9 protein-coding genes are annotated in these 6,552 nt (G+C 50.6%); all 9 read left to right on the forward strand.

The window, feature by feature from the left end; all coding sequences use genetic code 11:
- The first annotated feature begins 175 nt into the window (after positions 1–175).
- A complete protein-coding gene (fkpA, locus tag HA51_RS17965) occupies positions 176–1,006 on the forward strand; it encodes an FKBP-type peptidyl-prolyl cis-trans isomerase (protein ID WP_084935959.1) in 831 nt (276 codons plus the stop codon).
- Positions 1,007–1,178: 172 nt separating this feature from the next.
- Positions 1,179–1,901 carry a helix-turn-helix transcriptional regulator gene (locus tag HA51_RS17970; RefSeq protein ID WP_084935960.1) on the forward strand — a complete coding sequence of 241 codons (723 nt, stop codon included), beginning with the start codon at positions 1,179–1,181 and terminating at the stop codon, positions 1,899–1,901.
- On the forward strand, positions 1,901–2,287 hold the full coding sequence (tusD, locus tag HA51_RS17975; protein ID WP_084935961.1) for a sulfurtransferase complex subunit TusD: 387 nt from the start codon (positions 1,901–1,903) through the stop codon (positions 2,285–2,287). The genes HA51_RS17970 and tusD overlap by 1 nt, the downstream gene beginning before the upstream one ends.
- The gene (gene tusC / locus HA51_RS17980) at positions 2,287–2,646 is read left to right on the forward strand and encodes a sulfurtransferase complex subunit TusC (RefSeq protein ID WP_084935962.1); all 360 of its coding nucleotides are present in this window, start codon (positions 2,287–2,289) and stop codon (positions 2,644–2,646) included. Before tusD ends, tusC begins: the two co-directional genes overlap by 1 nt.
- Before the next feature lie 9 nt (positions 2,647–2,655).
- Positions 2,656–2,943: a sulfurtransferase complex subunit TusB gene (gene tusB / locus HA51_RS17985; protein ID WP_084935963.1), complete on the forward strand. Its 288-nt coding sequence runs from the start codon at positions 2,656–2,658 to the stop codon at positions 2,941–2,943.
- A gap of 126 nt (positions 2,944–3,069) precedes the next feature.
- On the forward strand, positions 3,070–3,444 hold the full coding sequence (rpsL, locus tag HA51_RS17990; RefSeq protein ID WP_006120575.1) for a 30S ribosomal protein S12: 375 nt from the start codon (positions 3,070–3,072) through the stop codon (positions 3,442–3,444).
- Between the two features lie 96 nt (positions 3,445–3,540).
- Positions 3,541–4,011, forward strand: coding sequence for a 30S ribosomal protein S7 (gene rpsG, locus HA51_RS17995; protein ID WP_007886246.1), 471 nt, complete (start codon positions 3,541–3,543; stop codon positions 4,009–4,011).
- Between the two features lie 93 nt (positions 4,012–4,104).
- Complete coding sequence (gene fusA / locus HA51_RS18000; protein ID WP_084935964.1) at positions 4,105–6,219, forward strand: elongation factor G; 2,115 nt, start codon at positions 4,105–4,107, stop codon at positions 6,217–6,219.
- 69 nt (positions 6,220–6,288) lie between these two features.
- Positions 6,289–6,552, forward strand: a 264-nt coding sequence (locus HA51_RS18005) for a GTP-binding protein (protein ID WP_245840239.1), incomplete at its 3' end; no start/stop codon positions are given.

Below are 6,552 nucleotides of genomic sequence, written 5' to 3' on the forward strand. Positions count from 1 at the left end.
GTTGAAAACAGCGCTAATGCCTTCATCTCTGGTGAAACTTCCTGATGCAAAAAAGGTCGGATGTTAAGCGGGTAATTACGTTGTGGGAGTGTTCGCAGCTGCCACGTAAAGTTATAGTGTGGGCCACTGTCCGCAATGATTCCCGAGGTTTTGACGCTTCGGTTTTGGAGAAAGGATGAATTCACTGTTTAAAGTCACATTGTTAGCTACCACCATGGCCGTCGTGTTAAATGCACCGCTGGCTATGGCCGCAGAAACCACCGCAGCGCCAACTGATGCAGCTCAAGCTGCACCACAGGCACCAAAGAATGCTGCCTTCAAAAATGAAGACCAGCAATCAGCCTATGCGCTGGGCGCTTCTCTGGGTCGCTACATGGACAATTCTCTGAAGGAACAAGAGAAACTCGGTATCAAACTGGACAAAGACCAGCTGATCGCGGGTGTTCAGGATGCATTCGGTGGCAAGAGCAAGCTCTCTGACCAAGAGATTGAGCAGACGCTGCAAGCCTTTGAAGGCCGCGTGAAAGGCGCTGCACAGGCGAAGATGGAAAAAGATGCGAAAGAGAACTCTGACAAGGGTGCTGCATACGCTGACAAATTCGCTAAAGAAAAGGGCGTGAAGAAAACTGAATCTGGCCTGCTTTATCAGGTTGAGAAAGAAGGCACCGGTGACGCGCCTAAAGATAGCGACACTGTTGTGGTGAACTACAAGGGTACGCTGATCGACGGTACCGAGTTCGACAACTCTTACACCCGTGGCGAGCCGCTGTCATTCCGTCTGGATGGTGTTATCCCTGGCTGGACTGAAGGTCTGAAGCACGTGAAGAAAGGCGGTAAGATCAAGCTGGTGATCCCACCAAACTTGGCTTACGGCAAAAATGGCGTTCCGGGTATTCCGGCTAACTCCACGCTGGTCTTCGATGTTGAGCTGCTGGATATCAAACCAGCACCAAAAGCGGATGAGAAAGCGCAGGCTCCAGCCGCCGCTGATAAGAAAGCGCAGTAACCTGCCCTTTCTTACACCGCCGCCTTCGGGCGGCGGTTTCATTTCTATCCCCTGACAAAGCTCTGGCTAAACACCACGACATTTGCCAGACTAGCGCCTGCACAACTATCACAATATGAGTCTGCCCCTACGCTGTCGAGACAGGCTCCAGCCACTTAGGGTAATGTCTTCGATGTCTAATCCATTCAATCCCGGTGAACTGACTGACTTCGATTTACTGGAGCAGCGTCCGTTCGAGCAAGCAGATTACGATATCCTCAAATCTTACGAAGCGGTCGTTGATGGTCTGGCGATGCTGATTGGCTCGCACTGCGAAATCGTGCTGCATTCACTGGAAGATTTGAAATGCTCTGCCGTGCGCATCGCCAACGGTGAACATACAGGCCGTAAAGTGGGTTCTCCGATTACCGATTTGGCACTGCGTATGCTGCACGATATGCATGGCGCGGACAGTAATGTTTCCCGTGCTTACTTCACTCGTGCAAAAAGCGGCGTGTTGATGAAGTCAGTGACCATTGCGATTCGTAATCGCCAACAGCGCGTGATTGGCCTGCTGTGCATCAACATGAATCTCGATGTGCCGTTCTCACAGATTATGTCTACTTTCTTGCCGCCAGAAACGCAGCAGGTGGATTCCAACGTCAACTTTGCCAGCTCGGTAGAAGATCTGGTGATGCAGACGCTGGAATTTACGATTGAAGAAGTGAGCAACGATCGCAACGTCTCCAACAACGCTAAGAATCGTCAGATTGTGCTCAATCTGTATGAGAAGGGCATCTTCGATATTAAAGATGCCATTAACCAGGTCGCCGATCGTCTGAATATCTCGAAGCACACGGTTTATCTGTATATTCGCCAATTCAAAAGCGGCGATTTCCAGGGGCAGGAACGCTAATGCGTTACACCTTGCTGGTCACTGGGCCGGCATACGGCACCCAGCATGCCAGCAGCGCGCTGCTGTTTGCGCGTGCGCTGATTAAAGAAGGGCATCAGCTAGCAAGCGTCTTCTTTTATAGAGAGGGTGTGATGAATGCCAATCAGCTCAGCGCGCCCGCCAGTGATGAAGTGGATGTGGTGCGTGCATGGCAGCAACTACGTGAAGAGAGTGGCGCTGCGCTGAATATCTGCGTGGCTGCTGCATTACGCCGTGGCGTGACGGATGCGCAGGAAGCTGCTCGCTTGCAACTGGCAGGCAGTAATTTGCAGCCCGGCTTTGAACTGAGTGGCTTAGGTGCGCTGGCAGAAGCCGCGCTGACTTGCGATCGTCTGGTGCAATTCTGATGAATCGCGTGGCATTTCTGTTCACTCAGGCACCACACGGTAGCAGCGCGGGCAGGGAAGGGCTGGATGCAGTGCTGGCCACTGGCGCGCTCAGCGAAGATATCGCCTTGTTCTTTATAGGTGATGGTGTGCTGCAACTTCAACGCGATCAACATCCAGAGCAGATTTTGGCGCGCAATTACATTGCGACTTTTGGCGTGCTGGGTCTGTACGATATTGACCAGTGCTTTATCTGCCGCGAGTCACTGGTCACGCGTGGACAAAGTCTGACAGCGAAGCGCGTTCTGGAAGCAGAGGTGCTGGATGCCAAAACGCTGCACCAGAAACTGGCTTCCTATCATCGAATCATTCGTTTTTGAGAATCGCCTATGCTTTACACGCTGCTGCAATCCCCTTGGCAATGCGACATCGATAGTTTGTTACTGCTGATGCAGGAGGGCGATGATTTGCTGCTGCTGCAAGATGGCGTGACGGCCGCACTGGAGGGTAGCCAGATGTTTATCAAGTTAAGTGCTTCACCTGCAACGCTTTGGGTATTGCAGGAAGATGTGGTCGCGCGGGGACTCGCTGAGCAAATTTCAACCAAAGTAGCACGTTTGGACTATACTGGTTTCGTTGCGATGACGGCAAAGCACCAACAACAAGTGGCCTGGTAACAACGAAAACCTGGTTATTTCTTGACACCCTTTTGACACAGCCCTAAAATTCTGCCTCCTCGTAGTAATACGAGGCGATTTATTACGTGTTTACGAAGCAAAAAGCTAAATCCCAGGAGCTATTTAATGGCAACAGTTAACCAGCTGGTTCGCAAACCACGCGTACGCAAAGTTGCAAAGAGCAACGTGCCTGCGCTGGAAGCTTGCCCGCAGAAACGTGGTGTTTGTACTCGTGTGTACACCACTACCCCTAAAAAACCAAACTCAGCACTGCGTAAAGTTTGCCGTGTGCGTTTGACTAACGGTTTTGAAGTTACCTCCTACATCGGCGGTGAAGGTCATAACCTCCAGGAACACTCAGTGATCCTGATCCGTGGCGGTCGTGTTAAAGACTTGCCAGGTGTGCGTTACCACACCGTTCGCGGCGCGCTTGACTGCTCAGGTGTTAAAGATCGTAAGCAGTCACGTTCCAAGTACGGCGTGAAGAAGCCAAAGGCTTAATGGTTCTCCGTTAAGTAAGGCCAAACATTTTCACTTTAATGTCAAAATAAACTCGTAGAGTTTTGGACAATCCTGAATTAACAACGGAGTATTTCCATGCCACGTCGTCGCGTCATTGGTCAGCGTAAAATCCTGCCAGATCCTAAGTTCGGATCAGAATTGCTGGCTAAATTTGTAAACATTCTGATGGTAGATGGTAAAAAATCTACTGCAGAATCTATCGTCTATACCGCACTTGATACCCTGGCTCAACGTGCAGGTAAAGACGGTCTGGAAGCTTTCGAAGTTGCACTCGAAAACGTACGTCCGACTGTAGAAGTTAAGTCACGTCGCGTTGGTGGTTCAACCTACCAGGTTCCAGTTGAAGTCCGTCCGGTTCGTCGTAATGCTCTGGCAATGCGTTGGATCGTTGAAGCTGCTCGTAAACGCGGTGATAAATCAATGGCTCTTCGCCTGGCGAACGAACTTTCTGATGCTGCAGAGAACAAAGGTACTGCAGTTAAGAAACGTGAAGACGTTCACCGTATGGCTGAAGCCAACAAGGCGTTCGCACACTACCGCTGGTAACAGCCACGTAGTTGTTATTAACCCAGCGGGCGTCCCAGTGACTTACCTGCTGGGCTTTTTTAACTTAGAACGTCTCAGAATCAGAGGAATCAAATGGCTCGTAAAACACCCATTGAGCGCTATCGTAACATCGGTATCAGTGCTCACATCGACGCCGGTAAAACTACCACTACCGAACGTGTTCTGTTCTACACCGGTGTAAACCACAAAATCGGTGAAGTGCATGACGGCGCCGCAACCATGGACTGGATGGAGCAGGAACAGGAACGTGGTATTACCATCACTTCCGCTGCGACCACCTGTTACTGGTCAGGTATGGCTAAGCAGTTCGAGCCACACCACGTCAACATCATTGACACCCCGGGACACGTTGACTTCACCATCGAAGTTGAGCGTTCTATGCGTGTGCTCGATGGCGCAGTGATGGTTTACTGTGCGGTTGGTGGTGTTCAGCCACAGTCTGAGACCGTATGGCGCCAGGCTAACAAATATAAAGTTCCACGCATCGCGTTCGTTAACAAAATGGACCGCATGGGTGCTAACTTCCTGAAAGTTGTTGATCAGATGAAAGTGCGCTTGGGTGCAAACCCGGTTCCACTTCAGCTGGCAATCGGCGCAGAAGAGAAATTCACCGGCGTTGTTGACCTGGTGAAAATGAAAGCCATCAACTGGAACGATGAAGATCAGGGCGTTACCTTCGTTTACGAAGATATCCCAGCTGATATGCAGGAACTGGCTGACGAATGGCGTGCAAATCTGGTTGAAGCTGCAGCTGAAGGTTCTGATGAGCTGATGGAGAAATTCTTCGGCGGTGAAGAACTGACCGAAGAAGAGATCAAAACTTCTCTGCGTAAGCGCGTGCTGAAAAACGAAATCATCCTGGTGACCTGTGGTTCTGCATTTAAGAACAAAGGTGTTCAGGCGATGCTGGATGCGGTAGTTGAATACCTGCCAGCACCGACTGACGTTACCGCGATTAACGGTATGCTGGACGACGGTAAAGACACACCGGCTGAGCGTCATTCTGACGACAACGAGCCGTTTGCTGCTCTGGCGTTCAAAATCGCAACCGACCCGTTTGTTGGTAACTTGACCTTCTTCCGCGTTTATTCTGGTGTTGTTAACACTGGTGACACCGTGTACAACCCGGTTAAGTCAAACCGTGAGCGTCTGGGCCGTATCGTTCAGATGCACGCCAACAAGCGTGAAGAGATCAAAGAAGTCCGTGCAGGCGACATCGCAGCTGCGATCGGCCTGAAAGATGTGACCACTGGTGACACCCTGTGTGACCCAGATAACGTCATCATCCTTGAGCGCATGGAATTCCCAGAGCCAGTAATCTCTATCGCCGTTGAGCCGAAAACCAAAGCTGACCAAGAAAAAATGGGTCTGGCTCTGGGTCGTCTGGCGAAGGAAGATCCATCATTCCGCGTATGGACTGATGAAGAAACCAACCAGACCATCATCGCTGGTATGGGTGAGCTGCACCTCGACATCATCGTTGACCGCATGAAGCGTGAATTCAACGTTGAAGCGAACGTGGGTAAACCTCAGGTTGCTTACCGTGAAGCGATTCGCGCGAAAGTTACCGATATCGAAGGTAAACACGCCAAGCAGTCTGGTGGTCGTGGTCAGTATGGTCATGTTGTTATCGACATGTACCCGCTGGAGCCGGGTGTAAACCCTAAAGGCTACGAATTTATCAACGATATCAAGGGCGGTACGATTCCAACTGAATACATCCCTGCGGTTGATAAAGGCCTTCAGGAGCAGTTGAAGTCAGGTCCTCTGGCCGGTTATCCGGTAGTAGACTTGGGTGTTCGTCTGCACTTCGGTTCATATCATGATGTCGACTCCTCAGAGCTGGCCTTTAAACTTGCTGCTTCTATTGCATTTAAAGAAGGCTTTAAAAGAGCAACTCCAGTTCTGCTTGAGCCGATCATGAAGGTTGAAGTTGAGACTCCGGAAGAGAACACCGGTGACGTTATCGGTGACCTTAGCCGTCGTCGTGGTATGCTCAAAGGACAGGAATCTAACGCTACTGGCGTTCAGATCCATGCTGAAGTTCCACTGTCTGAAATGTTCGGATATGCAACTCAGCTGCGTTCTCTGACAAAAGGCCGTGCTTCTTACTCCATGGAGTTCCTGAAGTACGATGATGCGCCGAACAACGTCGCTCAGGCCGTTATTGAAGCTCGTAGCAAATAAGCTACGGTTTAAAAATTGTTAACTGATGCCTTCATGACTCATGAAGGCACAACGTAAGGAATTATCGCCATGGCGAAAGAGCAATTTCAGCGTAACAAACTGCACGTAAACGTCGGCACCATCGGTCACGTTGACCATGGTAAAACCACTCTGACTGCAGCTATCACCACCGTTCTGGCTAAAACCTACGGCGGTAAAGCAAGCAAATTCGATGAGATCGATAAGGCGCCAGAAGAGAAAGCACGTGGTATCACCATCAACACTTCTCACGTTGAATATGAAACCCCGTCACGCCACTATGCGCACGTTGACTGCCCAGGCCACGCCGACTAT

It is taken from the genome of Pantoea rwandensis, assembly GCF_002095475.1.
Taxonomy (GTDB): Bacteria; Pseudomonadota; Gammaproteobacteria; order Enterobacterales; family Enterobacteriaceae; genus Pantoea; species Pantoea rwandensis.